This window comes from Porphyromonas cangingivalis (assembly GCF_900638305.1).
GTDB classification, from domain to species: domain Bacteria; phylum Bacteroidota; class Bacteroidia; order Bacteroidales; family Porphyromonadaceae; genus Porphyromonas_A; species Porphyromonas_A cangingivalis.
On the sequence record NZ_LR134506.1, the window covers coordinates 37,331 to 50,994 of the forward strand.

At 44.7% G+C, this 13,664-nt stretch carries 15 protein-coding genes and 1 tRNA gene; 8 read left to right on the plus strand and 8 right to left on the minus strand.

The genetic code is table 11. From position 1 onward, the window contains the following. Nucleotides 1–22: 22 nt before the first annotated feature. Together EL262_RS00175 and EL262_RS00180 are read left to right on the plus strand one after the other, a co-directional pair. Nucleotides 23–601: an ExbD/TolR family protein gene (locus EL262_RS00175; RefSeq protein WP_036848121.1), complete on the plus strand. Its 579-nt coding sequence runs from the start codon at nucleotides 23–25 to the stop codon at nucleotides 599–601. Next, nucleotides 601–1,071: an ExbD/TolR family protein gene (locus tag EL262_RS00180; RefSeq protein ID WP_025839320.1), complete on the plus strand. Its 471-nt coding sequence runs from the start codon at nucleotides 601–603 to the stop codon at nucleotides 1,069–1,071. The genes EL262_RS00175 and EL262_RS00180 overlap by 1 nt, the downstream gene beginning before the upstream one ends. A 184-nt stretch (nucleotides 1,072–1,255) precedes the next feature. Here EL262_RS00180 and EL262_RS00185 read toward each other — a convergent pair whose 3' ends face one another. From EL262_RS00185 to EL262_RS00195, 3 genes are all read right to left on the minus strand, one after another. Beyond that, a complete protein-coding gene (locus tag EL262_RS00185; protein WP_025839323.1) occupies nucleotides 1,256–1,735 on the minus strand; it encodes a GNAT family N-acetyltransferase in 480 nt (159 codons plus the stop codon). A gap of 290 nt (nucleotides 1,736–2,025) precedes the next feature. Next, nucleotides 2,026–2,925: a hypothetical protein gene (locus EL262_RS00190; protein WP_025839324.1), complete on the minus strand. Its 900-nt coding sequence runs from the start codon at nucleotides 2,923–2,925 to the stop codon at nucleotides 2,026–2,028. Nucleotides 2,926–2,939: 14 nt separating this feature from the next. Beyond that, nucleotides 2,940–3,617 (minus strand): DUF3256 family protein, encoded by a 678-nt coding sequence (locus tag EL262_RS00195; RefSeq protein WP_164715424.1) that lies wholly within the window; start codon nucleotides 3,615–3,617, stop codon nucleotides 2,940–2,942. Between the two features lie 390 nt (nucleotides 3,618–4,007). Here EL262_RS00195 and EL262_RS00200 point away from each other — a divergent pair, with 390 nt between their 5' ends. The 6 genes from EL262_RS00200 to EL262_RS00225 all read left to right on the plus strand — a co-directional run bounded on the left by EL262_RS00200 (nucleotide 4,008) and on the right by EL262_RS00225 (nucleotide 9,857). Next, complete coding sequence (locus tag EL262_RS00200; protein WP_025839329.1) at nucleotides 4,008–4,883, plus strand: helix-turn-helix domain-containing protein; 876 nt, start codon at nucleotides 4,008–4,010, stop codon at nucleotides 4,881–4,883. Between the two features lie 153 nt (nucleotides 4,884–5,036). Beyond that, nucleotides 5,037–5,528 (plus strand): hypothetical protein, encoded by a 492-nt coding sequence (locus tag EL262_RS00205; RefSeq protein WP_025839332.1) that lies wholly within the window; start codon nucleotides 5,037–5,039, stop codon nucleotides 5,526–5,528. A gap of 32 nt (nucleotides 5,529–5,560) precedes the next feature. After that, on the plus strand, nucleotides 5,561–6,280 hold the full coding sequence (gene rsmI / locus EL262_RS00210) for a 16S rRNA (cytidine(1402)-2'-O)-methyltransferase (RefSeq protein ID WP_025839333.1): 720 nt from the start codon (nucleotides 5,561–5,563) through the stop codon (nucleotides 6,278–6,280). A gap of 1 nt (nucleotide 6,281) precedes the next feature. Next, complete coding sequence (locus EL262_RS00215) at nucleotides 6,282–7,163, plus strand: Cbp1 family collagen-binding glycoprotein adhesin (protein WP_036848112.1); 882 nt, start codon at nucleotides 6,282–6,284, stop codon at nucleotides 7,161–7,163. A gap of 38 nt (nucleotides 7,164–7,201) precedes the next feature. Next, on the plus strand, nucleotides 7,202–7,927 hold the full coding sequence (locus EL262_RS00220; RefSeq protein WP_025839336.1) for a YjjG family noncanonical pyrimidine nucleotidase: 726 nt from the start codon (nucleotides 7,202–7,204) through the stop codon (nucleotides 7,925–7,927). A gap of 202 nt (nucleotides 7,928–8,129) precedes the next feature. Next, nucleotides 8,130–9,857 carry a DUF4153 domain-containing protein gene (locus tag EL262_RS00225; RefSeq protein ID WP_025839338.1) on the plus strand — a complete coding sequence of 576 codons (1,728 nt, stop codon included), beginning with the start codon at nucleotides 8,130–8,132 and terminating at the stop codon, nucleotides 9,855–9,857. A 7-nt stretch (nucleotides 9,858–9,864) separates the two neighbouring features. Here the strand turns inward: EL262_RS00225 and EL262_RS00230 are convergent, their stop codons facing one another. From EL262_RS00230 to EL262_RS00250, 5 genes are all read right to left on the minus strand, one after another. Continuing rightward, the gene (locus EL262_RS00230; protein ID WP_025839340.1) at nucleotides 9,865–11,193 is read right to left on the minus strand and encodes an outer membrane beta-barrel protein; all 1,329 of its coding nucleotides are present in this window, start codon (nucleotides 11,191–11,193) and stop codon (nucleotides 9,865–9,867) included. Next, nucleotides 11,186–11,755: an RNA polymerase sigma factor gene (locus tag EL262_RS00235; RefSeq protein ID WP_036849854.1), complete on the minus strand. Its 570-nt coding sequence runs from the start codon at nucleotides 11,753–11,755 to the stop codon at nucleotides 11,186–11,188. Before EL262_RS00235 ends, EL262_RS00230 begins: the two co-directional genes overlap by 8 nt. Nucleotides 11,756–11,769: 14 nt before the next feature. Then, nucleotides 11,770–12,429 (minus strand): DUF4840 domain-containing protein, encoded by a 660-nt coding sequence (locus EL262_RS00240; protein WP_078735960.1) that lies wholly within the window; start codon nucleotides 12,427–12,429, stop codon nucleotides 11,770–11,772. A gap of 191 nt (nucleotides 12,430–12,620) precedes the next feature. After that, nucleotides 12,621–12,691: transfer RNA gene (locus EL262_RS00245), tRNA-Gln, on the minus strand. 177 nt (nucleotides 12,692–12,868) lie between these two features. Then, nucleotides 12,869–13,645, minus strand: coding sequence for an MBL fold metallo-hydrolase (locus EL262_RS00250; RefSeq protein ID WP_078735961.1), 777 nt, complete (start codon nucleotides 13,643–13,645; stop codon nucleotides 12,869–12,871). Nucleotides 13,646–13,664: the final 19 nt, after the last annotated feature.

Here is a 13,664-nt window from a genome sequence, read left to right on the forward strand (position 1 = left end):
TAACATTTAAAAGCTAAAAAGTATGGCTAAAAGGAAAGTTCCAAGTATCAATGGCTCGTCTTCTGCCGACATCGCTTTCATGTTGCTCATTTTCTTCCTTGTGACTTCTTCAATGGGTTCGGACAAGGGGTTGCCACGTCAGTTGCCTCCTGCTGTTCCACCCGATCAAGATGTTTCCATCGACATCAAGAAGCGTAACATGCTTCGTGTCCTTGTGAACACAGCAGGTGATATCATCTGTAACGGTGAAGAAGTGACTCTTGTTCAACTCAAGAACAAAGTCAAAGAGTTTGTCCTCAATGAGAATAATGACCCCGATCTGCCTGAACTCGAAGAGATCGATATCCCTCTCATCGGTAAGGTAGCAGTCACTAAGTACCATGTCGTCTCTCTTACAAATGTCGTCGATACCAAGTATCATGACTATATCGCTGTCCAAAATGAGATCGCGAGAGCTTATAGAGAGCTACGTGATGATTATGCAATGAGGAAGTGGGGTAAGAAGATGGAAGAGCTTAGCCAAGAACAGCAAGAGGCTCTCATCGACCTTTATCCTCAGAAAATCTCAGAAGCTAACCCTAAAGAATACGGAAAGAAATAATGAGCAAGTTTACGAAAGGTAATACCCGCGAAATGCCTGAGCTAAATACGTCGTCTCTACCTGACTTGGTATTTGCGTTCCTATTCTTTATCATGATGGTAACATCTATGAGGGAAGTGACTAAGATGGTGGATTTGACTTTGCCCGTAGCGACAGAGCTCACTACTTTGGAGAAGAAGTCTCTTGCGACATACATCTACATGGGTAAGCCACAGCAGATGTATCAGGCGAAGTATGGTACTGAAACTCAAATTCAGTTGAATGACAAGTTTGCAAGTCCTAATGAGATCTTCGACTTCATCGCCCAAGAAAAGGCGTCAAAGCGTGAAGCTGAAGCTGCTCTGATGACTACCGTCCTCAAGATCGACAAGAATGCGAAGATGGGTATCGTCACAGAAGTGAAGCAAAAGCTCAGAGATGCAGATGCATTGAAGATTATCTACGCTGCACAGCAAGGCGCAGACAGATAACAAACATATTGATCAAGCAATATAACGGAAATAGCCCGGCAGGTACAGTCACCTGTCGGGCTATTTCTTTTTATTTTATATGAGGGGCACCTTTGGCGGAATCAGCCCTTTGAGCATAAAAGGGTGCAAGATCTTGTGAAGATATTGGGCTGAAATACTCTTGGGATAACTCCTCTTTCTATCCTTATAATTTCTTCAACATAACGTAGTCGTGCTCATTCTCTTTGACGACTTGAAATCCGCTACGCAAGTACATATGGGATGCGAAGTTGGCTTTCTGTACAGAGAGTGAGACTTGATGATATCCTGCTGCACGAAGCCGATCAAGCAATGTCTTCCAAAGTCGTGTGCCGATCCCTTGACCACGAAAATCCGGATACAGGGAGATAGATAGCGACGGTGTTTCGTCATCGATGTGCCCATAGTCTTTGATGATGCGTGCCCATGCTGCGCCGATTACCTTTCCGTCGACTTCGGCCACAACTGCCGTGTCTGCAGCTTTGCTTCCGAATTCGTCTATGTATATGGATAGTTCGGGGTGAAAGATGATCTCATACGGAGGGGGCTCCACTCCTTCGGGAATGAAAATAGCTTCGTACAGGAAGTTCGCCAATGTCGGATGTTCATCGGGGTGTATGTCTCGAAAAATGACATTCTGATCCATAAACGTAAAGATTGTGATTAAACGCCTCATACCTCTTGATAGTAGAGTCACTTCACAAATCTATATATAAAATCGTGAGGGGCAATGAAAGGGGAGGCTTCATTGCCAACTTCGAGGGCCGGCATCATCCTCGACAATAAATTGTAATATCGTCAAGTCGGATGAGCCGGATTGCCAAGGGAAATAGTTCTTGGGGAGATCTTTTTGTTGAGGAATGTAGTGGATACAAAAAAGGTCGTGCAAAATGTTGCACGACCTCTCTTGGTATATCTGAGTTGTTCGGAAGGAAGTTATTGCAGCGTGAATGAACTGCGGCCTACAAGATAGCCGTCTGCAAAGATTTCAAGTCTGTATGTCCCCTCTGAAAGGTATTCGTCGATATCCCAATACATGTCAAGAGAAGTTGCTTCTCCTGTGTATTCGATCTGTCTGGAGATCGAGTAGGGGATCTCGCCACCTTCAAAGCTGAATGTCCCGTATGTGGACTTGAGGAGGAGTGTGTCGTCAGGTTTGTAGAGACGTACATAGACGTTTTTCATCCCGGGCTCAGTCGTGATGTTTTGGTCGATGGAGAAGGAGATCTTGAACTGTTTCATCTTCTTGATGCGTTTTGTCGTCTTACCCTTGTCGGTGAGGTAGTCGACGCGGATGTTCGACACAACCAGTTTGCTTGCCAGTTCGACTTGTTTTGTGAGTCGTTGCTTCTCTTCTTGAAGTTGGTTGCGCTGTGTACTGACCTGATGGATTTGGGCTTTTACTTCTTTGTTCTCTGTGCGCAGGGCTTGATTGGCTGCATTGAGTGAATCAATCTGAGCGACATAGTTGCGCATGATCTTACGTAGAGTCTGGAGTTCTCTTTTGAGTTCATTGATGCGTTGGGCATTGGTGCTCTTGACGGTCTTGAGTTCCTCCATGAGGCGTTGGACCTTTGCTTGTTCGTTGGATAGCTGAGCGACGAGAGAGTCATTGTTGATTGAGAACTTGTATCCCTCATACTGGAGCGAAAGCTCGTTGTACTCTTCTTCAAGAAACTGGCGGTCCAGCTCACTTTGAGCTGTGATATTGTCGATGGTCTTACCTTGCTGCCAGAGCTTGTATCCTCCTCCAATGATGATCAGGATGAGAAGGGCGATGCCTACAATGAGCCCTGCCTGACGCTGTCTCTGTTTGTTTTCGCTTTGTTCGTTCATGTTATAATTGATTTTTATTTTGTCTTTTTGAATTGTCCCATTTCCCATGTGTACCGGATTCCCTCAGGAGCAAGAAGTGCCATAAGTTTCGGATGTAGCTTTTGTGCCACCTGGTCATCGAAGGTCGACAACCTCATGATGACGCCATCTTCATCTGGCAAAAAAACAGCGTAGGTGTCTATATGTCCCCGCTCTACCATAGCGTTTTTGAACACAAGAAGGGTACTGTCTTTCGGATTTTGGAGGAAGTCTGAGGCTTCCGGTCGAGCGATGATGAGCTCTGTCGGGAGTTCTTTCCATGTACTGTCATAAAACTTCATGATCGACTGTTTCGGCGCGATCTTGGAAGTGACGATCATCCCCATGACAACCGTCCCCTCTTCTGTGTACAGGCGTTTGTACTGCACATCTGTACTCTTGTCCAAAACGACGTGTATGTACGAAGGGGTGAGGGTCTGTATGAAAGAAGAGGCACCAAGGGCATTTTCGGTCAAAGGAAGTGACTGCTTGGCCCTCTCTCTCTGGGTAAGGTGATTTTCTATAAGCTTTGCTCTCGAACTCTTGGGTAAGATCGGGAGTATGTGCTTGGGAAGGTCTACGAAGATATCCCTCATCTCTTGCGCATAAACTCTGCTCTCACCTCCGAGGGTCAGTGTAAATAGCATTGCAGTGTATAAAAAAGATCGTCTCATCAGCGTAAAATATTGTGTTTGAAACATGGCAAAGATACATAAATGTGTATTATTTTGCTATGTTGAGGTCTTTGAGAGAGTTATCTGATGTTAAATTTGATGAAACGTGCCGAGTTTGGCTTCAAAAGAGACAAAAAAGAGCGTAAAACGACCTCTTCGTTTGCTTTTTAGATGCCAATAAAGGTATTTGAAAGAGATATTTTATATTATATTATGACCTTGTGGGATGAGCTGAACTATAGATTGTTGTAAAAATGTCGTATATTTGCAACGGTAAAGGTATGAAATGTATTTTCGTGGCAATTTGTTCCCCTTTTTTATTTCAAACATAGTGTCAATAGGTTATGGGGATGGGCCGGTAAATATTTGTAATGTAATATTTTAGATTAGATGAAACCAGTAGATATTGAACGTCATTGGGGCTGTAAGCATTTTGCTCAGGGTAGTAAGTGTTGCTTTACAACAAAAGTGTATGCAAAGGACGAACGTGTCCAACTGCAGTCAGAGAAGGGGATGATGATGATTTTCGTTGAGGATGGTGCCATAAACTATTCGCTCAATGATGCCCCTATCGTGAAGGTCGATCAGGACTTTATCCTCTTGTTGGATAAGGACAGTAAAATCGTGTTTAGATTCTATCAGTCTTGCAGGTTGAGCGTATTCTCGTTCGATGAGCCTGCGAGGTTGTGTGATAACTATGATATCAATAAGCTTAAGAGGTTTGCTCCGACAGTGATGGAGGTGACGACTTTGCCGATCCTGCCTCCGCTTGATCTTGCTCTCAAGTCTACAGAGATGTATTACGAGGCCGGCTTGAACTGCGGTGTCGTCATGGAAGCAAAGCTCAAGGAGTTCTTCTTCCTTCTTTCGGCATATTATACCCCCGAAGAGCTGGGTCGTTTCTTGGCTCCACTCTTGAGAGAAGAAGTCGACTTCAAGGAGTTTGTGATGAATAACTTCTCAAAGGTAAGCACCGTCCAGGAGTTGGCTCAACTCAGAAATATGTCGTTGAGGGTATTCAACAAGACCTTCAAAGATACTTTCAATATGCCTCCTTATCAGTGGATGTTGGCTCAGAAAGGGGTCTTGATCGAGAAGAAATTGGCTCAGAAGTCAGTCTCGTTCGCAGAGATTATCGAAGAGTTTGGCTTTTCTTCACCATCCCATTTCACGGTGTATTGTCGTCGCCAATTCGGTATGACTCCTACACAAAAGCGTAGAGAGCTTACAGATGAGAGCTATCACAAAAAGAAAAACGAAGCGTAATATAACTGCTGAGTAATTAGAAGATTAGGAGGAGAAGTGGTGTCTTTGGTAGCCCTTCTTCTCCTTTCTTTATTCTACGAGTGAAGCCCAAAGAGGGTGTGTAATCATATTTTTTATGTACATTTGCTTGCAGACAACCTTACTGAAAGGTATATGGAAACGAATAACAAGATCAAGAAACTCTCTGATCGTCTTGTCGCGGTAATGCGCGAAATGGATACATTGAGAGGAGAGTTATTGGAAATAAATAAAGACCTTGAGGCTCTTTCTGGCCAAGCAGAAGTCTCAGGTGTGGATGCAAGCAGTGTGGATGATGTATTTGTTGGGGTAGGTGCTATGCCTACGTTCGCTCCTTTACATTCGGAATCGATTGTTGCCGAGACCTCTCCTGTCGTGGATCGTCCCAATTATGGGAAGAAGAAGTTGAGCGACTTTGTCAGTGTCATAGACATGTTCAGGTTTCAGCGCGAACTCTTCGGTGACGATGCTCACGAGATGGCAAGAGTGTTTGAGGAGCTGGAGCAGATGAATACTCAGTCTGAGGCTTTGACTTACATCTCAGATATACTCAATCTGGATCATTCTCACGAGACTGTGAGTGATCTATTGAAACTGACTGCATCGTATTACTCAGACGATCACTGAGATTATCAATCTAAATTTTCAGTCTACATCAGATGAACCCACTCATAGTCATACCAACACCTATCGGTAATCTGGAGGATATCACCCTCAGAGCCATTCGTTGTATGCGTGAGGCTGAACTCATCGTAGCTGAAGATACCCGCACCACCCAACGACTCCTCAAGGCTTATGAGATAGATACACCAGTCAGGAGCTATCATATGCATAACGAGCATAGCGTGGCTTCGGGTATTGTGGAGCAGATACAGCTTGGGCACAAAGTAGCCTTGGTCTCGGATGCCGGTACTCCTGGTATTTCCGATCCCGGTTTCTTCTTGGTGCGTGAGTGTGTCGAAGCCGGTATCGACGTGGTGTGTCTACCGGGTGCTACTGCACTGATCCCTGCAGTAGTGGGGTCAGGACTTCCTTGTGACAAGTTTTACTTCGAAGGCTTTTTGCCACATAAGAAGGGGCGGAAGTCTCGTCTGGAGAGTATTGCCGGCAGAGATGTGACAACAATCCTCTATGAGGCTCCTACGAGGCTCGTGAAGCTCCTTGAACAAGCTTTGGATATCCTCGGTGCTGACAGAGAAATCGCAGTTGTGAGGGAATTGTCTAAGATCCACGAGGAGTACATCAGAGGCTCGGTAGAGACGGTCTTGAAGCACTTCCGTGAGCATACCCCACTTGGAGAGATTGTGGTCGTGATCAGTCCTAAAGAAAAAGAGATAACACAACATGTAAATAAGTATCAACATCTTAATCAGGAATAATATGAAAAAGTTGAATTTTATTTTACTATGCGCATTCGTAGCGTTGTTCACTACTTCTTGTGGTGAGAACTCATCGGCTTATAAGAAATTGCAGAAACAGTATGACTCTCTCATGACAGTCTCAGCCACTGCAGATCAAAATCTTGAAGAGATGCTTTCGATCATCAACGAAGTCGAGCAGAACTTCCAAGACATAAGAGAAGCTGAAAACTATGTCACCATCAAGAGAAAGAGTGGCGAACTCAATGCTTCTACTCGTGAAGAGATCCGCAACAACATGAAGATCTTCACCGAAAACCTCAAGAAGAGTAGAGAACAGATCAATAAGCTCAACGAAGAGCTACAGAAGAATAATATCCGCTCAAAGTCACTCGCTGCAAAGATCAAACAGATGACCAAGCAGCTTGAGACTAAGGAGGCGGAGATCGAGAACCTTCGTAAGGAACTCGAAGCGCGTGATATCCGCATCACAGAACTTGACAATGCTGTCGCTGACCTATCGAAGAATGTCGAAGATCTCACTATGGAAAATAGGGAGAGAGAGGAAATCATGAAGAAGCAAGACAGCGACCTTAATACTGCGTACTATTGTTTCGGTAGTGTCGCGGAGCTCAAGGAGCATAAGATTATCTCCGGAGGTGGTCTTTTTTCAAGTGCAAAGGTCCTTCCTGAAGGTTTCAACAAGGACTATTTCTTGCCTGTCGACATCAGAGAGTTGACTTCTATTCCTCTCTATGCACCTAAGGCGAGAGTTCGCACTCAACACCCTTCTTCTTCTTATGAGTTTGTGAAGGATAGCGAGGGTAAGATGACCTTGAACATCCTTAATCCTAAGGAGTTTTGGAGTTTAAGCAGATATCTTGTTGTTGAGGTAAATCTCTGATAAATATCTTTTCTATTTCTTCCTTGTATCTTTTGAGGATGATCAAGACTGTTTTTATTGATTTTGATGATACTCTTTGGGACACAAAGGGGAACAATAGAAAAGCATTGGAGGAGCTATACACTCTACTCGATTGGGGTAGGGGGTATAGCTCTTTCGATGTTTTTTGGGAGAAGTATTATCCGCTGAATGAGTATCAGTGGACGCTTTACCGAGATGGTATAATCTCCAAGCACGAACTGATGTACAATCGTTTTGCGATGGTCTTGGAGCCCTTGGGTATCAGTTCTGAAGAAGAGATTGCGATGATCAATGATCTATTTCTTCGCAAAACCTCTGTAATGAGCGGAGTGGTTGAGGGGACTTTTCCACTTTTAGAATACCTCAAACGCTTTTACAAGGTGGTGATCCTCTCCAATGGTTTTCGGGAGGTACAACGCTCGAAGATGAATGCAGCCGGTATCACGCCCTATATTGATCACTTGGTACTTTCCGAAGATGCCCGGTGCAGCAAGCCTTGTAAGCGTATTTTTGATTATGCTTTCTCTGTGACCAATAGCAGACCCCGGGAAACCATCATGATTGGTGACAACTGGGATGCCGACATTGTCGGGGCGCAAAATGCTCGTATCCCATCGATTTGGTTCAATCCGACCAAAGAACTTAGAACTCTTCCCACTACTGTCATCTCAGCTCCGATCTTTGAGGTGGAGCACTTGGATCGAATCCCTGCGATCCTTAGGGAAATGATCCCAGTTTTCTGATTTCGGTTTATCTTACCCCCCCTTTCTCTCCTTTTAGGCTTTGACAGTCTGAATTTATTTTCAGGAATGATCAGAGTGGAGCGAATAATAGGAGATTTTCCACATTCCAAGACGATAAGTCACTTTTTCAAGATCGTTTACCCCATGTCGACAGAGCTTTTTAGAAAGAAATCTGTCCACCAATAGAAGATTATAATCAATTATGAAGACTTTCAGAGAGCGTATCACGCATTTGTTGCGAGAGTTTTTCTCCCTTTCCAAAAGAAGTGGAGGATTGATAGCCTATTCGCTTGTGATGTATGTGCTATTTGTGATCTCTTATGAGACGAGAAATACAGAGGGGGCACTTACTGCATATTCATCCGAAACATTGGTGGCTTATAGTGCGCCATTCCTCATATTGGTGTATGTCTTACTGTATCGATTTAGAAGTAAGGGGGATAAAAAGTTCAGAATCATAGTCGGACTGATGCCCGCCGTACTTTTAGCCTTGTGGGGGACGAGAGGTATCGAACTTTTCATGACCCCTACGGTGATTGCTACCAGTCTTGTTTTGTCCCTGATGCTTTTGATTGTGACCTATCCGACATGTGGTATGGGAGATAAGAAGTTGGTCATGAAGACATACGACATATTTTTGAGTATATCGGCCACACTCTTTTTAGGTTTTACCCTCATGCTTTTGCTTTGGGGAGTGATACAGTCTATATCATTTCTTTTTGACATCTACGTTTTGGACGACCATAAGATGTATATTGAGGTTTTCATCCCATTTGTCGTTATGCCTCTCATATATAGGATGCTTGAAAGTCGTTTTGTGGTGAACGACGATGAGGATTCGATTATTTTCAACGTGACATTCAACTATCTTTTGGCGTATGCAGCTCTGATATATACTGTCATCATCTTGTTGTATCTTATCAAGTGCTTTATGACTTTTACGGTGCCCAATGGTGTCTTTGCAACGATCAGTGTTGTCATGTACTTTCTTGGACTTTTGGTGTATGTTTCTCAACACCTTCCGCATAAGTCTACGAGGTTTGCAACATGGTTGACAAGGCAATACAAATGGGCAATAGTCCCCACACTCATGCTTTACGCTTGGGCTGTCGGGGTGCGTGTGGATGCTTATGGATTGACGGAGCCACGTGTCTATCTAATTGCTTTCGGACTGATCATGTTTGTGACGGCTGTTAGTCTCTTTGTGTCTCCCACAAGAGTTTATCGAATGACACTGTTCTCTTGTTTCGTCGTCATGGGTGGTTTGTCCTATAATTTTGTGGTTACGCCTCATAGGTTAGCTTATTGGTCTCAGGAGTCTCGTATGTCTGCCCTTGCCAAGGAGCTTGGTTACCTTGACGAGAGTGGCAAACTTCTATCGGTCAATGAGATAAATGCTAAAGGTGATAGCCCGGACACACGAATAAGAGCATTCAAAACTGCGTATAACTTCGTGACTTCACATCCCGAGGAGGCAAAGAAAATATATGCAAAGTATGGTGAGATCGATGAGCGAGATATTGTCTATGACGAATATGCACATGTGACGATAGATCCCACTGCGGAGCGATCGCTCTGGTTGTATGCCAAAAGAGAGGATTGGCAGATCGATGCGACTTCGTACTCAAATATATACCTCAATCTCAGGACTATGTTGACAGAGAAAGGCGAAGTTGAACTTTATCTGAAAGATAGTCTTTTGACAACTTGTCCGATGGATACCATAATCAGCCAAATCAGAGCAACGTGTGACCTCGAAGAGATCTCTGAATCTGCACCTATTCAAGAGCGGATAATGGTTCGGTATGGAAACTTTGACCTCTTCTTCGGTTATCTTGATCTGAGATACAAGGTAGACAAGGGGTGGTCCATTTCGAGTGTGCGTGCCGAGCTCGTTGGCGAACTCAAAGAGTCACGCTTCACTCCATGATCGCCTCTCATCGACGAGTTAGTCTGCCTACGTCAATCTTTATCCCCGCATTGATACTCACATTGAGAGGCGTAGTCTTGTAGAAGGTCTCTACGGAGCTTCCGTTGTTGAGATAATAATTGACTTGTGGCTGCACGAATAGACCCACACGAGATAGGATGTTGTATTGTAGTCCTATTCCGGCATTGATGGACCATTGAGCTTTGTCCAATGTGTGTGCAAACTTGTTATGATTATCAAGGAGGTGCACTTCCTCGATATTGTCTATCTCCACACTTCGTTTGATGTTGATGGCGAGCTGTCCACCTGCAGATACGAAGAGTGATAAGTTACTTCTTTCCCAAAGAGGGTAGGTCAATCCAAGTGGGATGCCGATGTACTCTAAGGTCTGATTGCCGTTCAATCCCGAACTGCGAGCAGGGCTTTCGAATGTCGAATACAGTCTGTGGTAGACAAGTCCTCCTTCTAAGCCCAATTTGCCCCAAACATCCCCACGCACGTGGAGTCCGAGCGTGAAAGGTCGGCTGTGATGACGAGAAGTAGATGTTGTTTCGAGCAGTTCGTCGATCGGCAGAGCCGTGCTCTTATATGCCTTTGATGGCTCTTCTCCTCTTTCTTCGAGAGAACTGAATAGCATCTCAGTCTGATTTGGTGTGGTTACATCCGTGTTTGCACCACTACCTGAGAAGCTCATTTGCATTTTGCCTGTTCTTTTGGTTCTTGTGAGAGGTCTCACAAAGGCTTTGTTTCTCCCGGAGTCGACAACTTGATTTTTGAAAGAGTCCTTGGTTGCGCCCACTTCACCACCTTTTTGTAGGGAGATGGCCTCTTCTTTCTCTTGCTTTGTCGTTGTTGGCTCGGTTATTGAATGTCCTTCAGACAAGGCTTCTGAAGGTATTTCTGTTGTACTATCATTTTTGATTTTCAATGGTTTTTCTTCTGAAGACGAAGTTACATCTGCGTACCTCTTCAGGTTTTGTCTTCTTTGGGGGGCAACCTCGACCGAAGGAGTGGACGCATCAGCCACTTCTTCGGCAGGTTGGAGTATTGTATTTGGTTGATTTGTTTCAGTTGTGTTAGTTGCTGTAATTATGATAGGGTCAAGAGCCTCTTCGCGAGAGTTGGTCCAAAGGATACCTATTCCCATCAAGAGAGCAAATGCCGCTGCAATCCCCACCCATGTCCATCTCGGATTTATGGCTTGTCGCTTTGGGGTAGGCTTCTGTGTAGCACCGGAGATCCCCGCGCTGATGCCTGCCCAGAGGTTATCAGGTGGAGTCGAAGAGTGTCCTTGTACACTCTTACGAAGATCATCTATCCATTTTTCGTTATTCATTGTGGTGCTTTTTAATTAATTCGTTGATGCGTTTCTTCAGAGTTTTTTTTGCTCTATGGTATTGTGAAGCTGACGACGCTTCATTTATGCCCAGGAGTTGAGCTATCTCCTTGTGGCTTTTTTGTTCGAATACGTAGAGGTTGAATACAGCTCTATATCCATCCGGCAGTTCCTGTATCAGCTTTAGTAGTGTCTCCGGAGGTATGCTCGATATATCATCGGGCTCATCATCTTGGTCAGAGACATCAGGGAGTTCCCATGTCGTTGAGACGATGTTGCGTCGACTGACATCTCGGAGGTATTTTAGTGCCTCGTTGACCACCACTCTGGTCATCCAAGCCAGCAGAGAGCCCTCGCCCCTGTATTCGAATGTGTTTAGCTTGTTAAATATCTTGATGAAAGCATCTTGAAGGACATCTTTGGTGTCATCCTCATCTGTGATGTATCGGCGACAAGTGGTAGAGAGGACTCCACAATATCTGTCGTAGAGACCTCTCATAGCACTTTCGTCACCGCTAAGTATTTTATTGATGAGGACTTCCTCACTGACCTTCATAAGCATTTTGTCAGGTCCGGTTACTTCTTCGGACTTTTTGGGGAAGCAAGTTTTTTGAACTTGAGGTAATAGAATAGATTTATGGGACCTGAGATCGGAGTGCCTGAGATCTTAATATCCTTTACGACCATCCCCATGGCATATTGATCAGGGTATATGAAGGTGCCTATGTAAGCATTTGTTCTGATACCTTCGATGATGGCACTTACTTCTTCCTCTTTTTCACCCAGCTTGACCTTGAATCTTATCGGAGTGGGGTTTAGGAATACGTGGATGAAGCTCGTTCCGGGAAGGTAGCCATAGGTCGCCTCGAACGTAGTAGTCTTTTCTGGTAAGGTGAAGCCCGGTTTGTCTTTTTCCTTTATGAATATCGCATCAAAAATCGGATCCAAAGGCAAGTTACGGACGACTATCGTACGATTGATCTCCATTTCCATGTCCTTGTACTCTTTGAACACATCTTTCTTTGAAGCTACACCTTCAGGATTACCTTCTTCACCCTCTACGGCACGAGGCTGATTTTTTGTCTTGACGATGTAGATGTCGCCACGGTACTTCCCGAACATGGTCTTCAGACCCAAATAATTTGGCTGATCATTGTTGGGTTTGAAGCATGAAGTCAACCCAAGTGTCAGAGCAATCGCCATACACAACAGCCATAGATTTTTGTTTCTTCTCATTGTTGTATAGTTTTATGAGTTAAAGAATAAGATACTTTAGTTCATCTCTTTGCCATATAAATGCTGTTATTTAATCAACCTTGCATCAAAACTTCGAGATTTTTCATTCTTTTTTCTCATTAGGCTTGCCACTATAGAAGAAAAAAGGCGATATGTAGACTTTACATCTGACACATCGCCGTTTTACTTAGTTGACCCATGAGGATTCGAACCTCAACAGACAGAACCAAAACCTGTAGTGCTACCATTACACCATGGGTCAATCCCTAATTGCACTGCAAAGTTAATCCAAAAAAAATGATTTTGCAAGCCTGATTCCGTATTTTCTTCTTTCCGACTACCAAATGTCGGAGTGGGGGTGTCCTACAATCCTTGGTGGCATTCCGCGTGATAAGTGTACAACTGCCACTTTTGAACCCATCTCGGCACGCTCTGCGTACTACTTTATGTCGAAAGAGATCGTGAGACCATCATAGGCGGCAAAGACATCCTGTGGGAGGAGCTTTTCTATCTCGATATGACGCCCGAAGGTATGGGCAAAGTGGATGAGGTAGGTTCTCTTGGGTTGGATCTGTCGGATGTACTCCAAGGATTCTTCCAATGAAAGGTGTGAGATGTGAGGGTAGGTGCGTAGTGTGTTGATGATGAGCGTATCCACACCTCTGACCTTCTCGATGGTTTCATCGGGTAGGGTCTTGCAGTCTGTGATGTAGGCCAAGTTGCCAATCTTAAATCCGAGGATGGGGAGCTTTCCATGTATGACCCTCAGTGGCTCTACCGTGATATGCTCCGTGATCCGGAGTGGCTCGAAGGGAAAAGTCGGGATGAGCTCTATGTCGGGTACACCGGGATACTTATTTTCCATGAAGGCATACGGCATACGAGTCTTGATCGCATGTATGACATTGGGCTCTGCATACACATGACAGGCCGACTGTTTGCGGAAGAGGGGGCGTATGTCGTCGAGGCCCCCGACATGGTCATAATGCTCGTGGGTGACAAGGATGGCGTTGAGTCTGTCGACTTTCGCTCTGAGGAGCTGCTCTCTGAAGTCGGGGCCGCAGTCTATGAGTAGGCTCTCCTCCCCTTCTTGTATCAGGGCAGATACACGTAGGCGGTTGTCTCTCGGGTCATCAGAAGTACAGGTGGGGCATGTGCAGCCAATCTCCGGAATACCGGTGGAAGTACCGGTACCTAAGAATGTAAGTTGTGCCATAAAAGGTTGTGTAGCAGGT